Source organism: Bartonella sp. CE47NXGY (assembly GCF_042195415.1).
GTDB lineage: Bacteria > Pseudomonadota > Alphaproteobacteria > Rhizobiales > Rhizobiaceae > Bartonella.
The window spans coordinates 1-2,227 of sequence record NZ_JBHIOI010000100.1; the positions used below are offsets into that span (position 1 = coordinate 1).

Below are 2,227 nucleotides of genomic sequence, written 5' to 3' on the forward strand. Positions count from 1 at the left end.
ACTGTGCTCATAAATAAATTAGGAGCAAAGTTTATGAATATAAAATCTTTAGTAACAACTTCTGTTATCGCTATAGCAGCAGCTTCTGCAGCGCAAGCTGCTGATGTTATCATCCCTCGTGAAACAGCCCCAGCAGTCATCGCAGCAGCCCCTTCATTTTCTTGGACAGGCTTTTATATCGGTGGTCAAGTTGGTAACTTTTCAGGTAAAGTTGATGAATATGATTCAGAAACAAAAAAGAAAATTACAGATAAAGACTGGACACCTAAACCTTCCGGTTTCATGGGGGGTATTTATGTAGGTTCCAACGTAGATCTTGGAAATGGCCTCATTCTAGGTGTTGAAACTGATGCCGTCTGGGCTGACCGCGAAGATTCAAAAGCGCATTCAGCAGTCATTGGAGCAATTGGCCTTGATGCTTTCAAAGATGAGCTTATAGCAGCGAAAGCTACACCTGCTACAGGAAAAACTATTACTGGTATCGCGGCGACTGACAAACGTGTAGATAGCACCTCTATAAAAGAAAAATGGTCTGGTGCAACACGCGTTCGTGTTGGTTTTGCAGCCGTTGATCGCATTATGCCTTATGTTGCTGGTGGTATTGCTTATACGCAGCTCCAGATAGTCGATTCTCTTAAGGCGGAAGGAGCTGATGGTGCCGAAATCGCTTCTGCTAAAGTGTTTGATGAAACGAAAACGATGGTTGGTTTCACTGTAGGTGGTGGTATTGACTTTGCAATGACAGACAATGTTCTGTTGCGTGCAGAATACCGTTACTCAGACTTTGGTAAAAAAGCATTTGTAAAGGACGGGGATAAAATAGCTTACAAAACCAATGATTTCCGTGTAGGTGTTGCATACAAATTCTAATTTCGTCAACAACGAAATAAACTTCCAAGAGGCTCTGTCAAAGACAGGGCCTCTATTTTTTTCTATTGTTATATTATTACACACTCCATATTTATTGGCGGTGTAAAAGATATTATTCAGATTTCCTTAAAAAGATTTTTATAAACGACAGGCAATAATTACGCGGTAAAATCAATGAATTATACGTATTCATAACTTACAATTTCTTGTGAAACGTGAAGTTATGAAATGACTTTATATTGCGTCAGCTTTCGTTTCCTATGATTGTATCATTTTACTACAGTGTTTTTTTGTAGTCGTATAATACTGTGCTCGTAAATAAATGAGGAGCAAAGTTTACGAATATAAAATCTTCAGTAACAACTTTTGTTATCGCTATGACTACAGCTTCTGCGGCACAAGCTGCTGATATTGTCATTCCTCGTAAAAAAGCTCCAACAGTTATCATAGCTCTTTCGTTTTCTTAGACAGGTTTTTATCTTGGTGGTCAAGTTGGCAACTTTTCAAGTCAAAGTTTATGTATTTGATTTAGAGACAAAAGAAAAAAACTTCAGATAAAGATGCACTACCTAAGCCTTCAGGTTTCATAGGTGGTATTTATTTTAGGTTCCAACGTAGATCTTAGAAATGTCCTAGGTGTTGAAACCGATGCAGTCTGGGCAGACTGAGGAGAGACGAAGACGGTCTCAAAGATTCTTGCGATTGATGAATTTGATGATTTTAATGATGAATTTAAAGATGCTGGTGTCACATTGGATGAAAATGAAAAGTTTCAAAAGGGTGACACAGCAGTGTATTGCATTGGTTTCAAAGAAAATGGTCTGGTGCAACACGGGTTCGTGTTGGTTTTTCTGTCGCTGACAGCATTATGCCTTATGTGGCTGGTGGTATTGCTTATGCGCAAATACAAGGTGTTGGTAAAGTTTCAGGAACAAAAAAGTTGGGAAAATGGGTAAGCCAAGTAAAGAGTTTCTGCTACAGTATTTGATAAAACAAAAACGATGGAGGGTTTTATCCTTGGTGGTGGTATAGATTTCGCGATGACAGATCATATTCTGCTTCGTGCGGAATACTGTTACTTAGACTTTGCTAAGAAGGAATTTAAAAAGTATTACCTTAAACTAGGCTACACAACCAATGACTTTCACGTAGGTATCGCTTACAAGTTCTAATTTCATCAAAAGTGCAATTATGAATAAAAAGTATTAATAAAAAATTAAATTTCCAAAAGATATTGACTTTTACAAAAGCGCTGTTTTCTGGGCTTTTATTTGTACGACTGTGACATTTTTACTACAGCTTTTCTATCTATAATCTTGTAAGGTCATTTTATAGTTAATTTAGGAGCAAAATTATG

At 37.5% G+C, this 2,227-nt stretch carries 2 protein-coding genes and 1 pseudogene; 2 read left to right on the forward strand and 1 reads right to left on the reverse strand.

All coding sequences use genetic code 11. The features are described 5' to 3' along the window. Positions 1 to 33: 33 nt before the first annotated feature. Positions 34 to 870 carry a porin gene (locus tag ACFIL3_RS09750; RefSeq protein ID WP_375613332.1) on the forward strand — a complete coding sequence of 279 codons (837 nt, stop codon included), beginning with the start codon at positions 34 to 36 and terminating at the stop codon, positions 868 to 870. A gap of 277 nt (positions 871 to 1,147) precedes the next feature. On the opposite strand, the gene ACFIL3_RS09755 is transcribed toward ACFIL3_RS09750, so the two are convergent. Continuing rightward, on the reverse strand, positions 1,148 to 1,318 hold the full coding sequence (locus ACFIL3_RS09755) for a hypothetical protein (RefSeq protein ID WP_273790651.1): 171 nt from the start codon (positions 1,316 to 1,318) through the stop codon (positions 1,148 to 1,150). On the opposite strand from ACFIL3_RS09755, the pseudogene ACFIL3_RS09760 reads away from it, so the two are divergent. Next, positions 1,248 to 2,042: pseudogene (locus tag ACFIL3_RS09760) on the forward strand (outer membrane protein). The gene ACFIL3_RS09755 and the pseudogene ACFIL3_RS09760 overlap by 71 nt on opposite strands. Positions 2,043 to 2,227: the final 185 nt, after the last annotated feature.

Bases quoted from the DNA above. Each gene is read 5' to 3' on its own strand.
- ACFIL3_RS09750 (WP_375613332.1), top strand. From the start codon at position 34: ATGAATATAAAATCTTTAGTAACAACTTCTGTTATCGCTATAGCAGCA.
- ACFIL3_RS09755 (WP_273790651.1), bottom strand. From the start codon at position 1,318: ATGATAACTGTTGGAGCTTTTTTACGAGGAATGACAATATCAGCAGCT.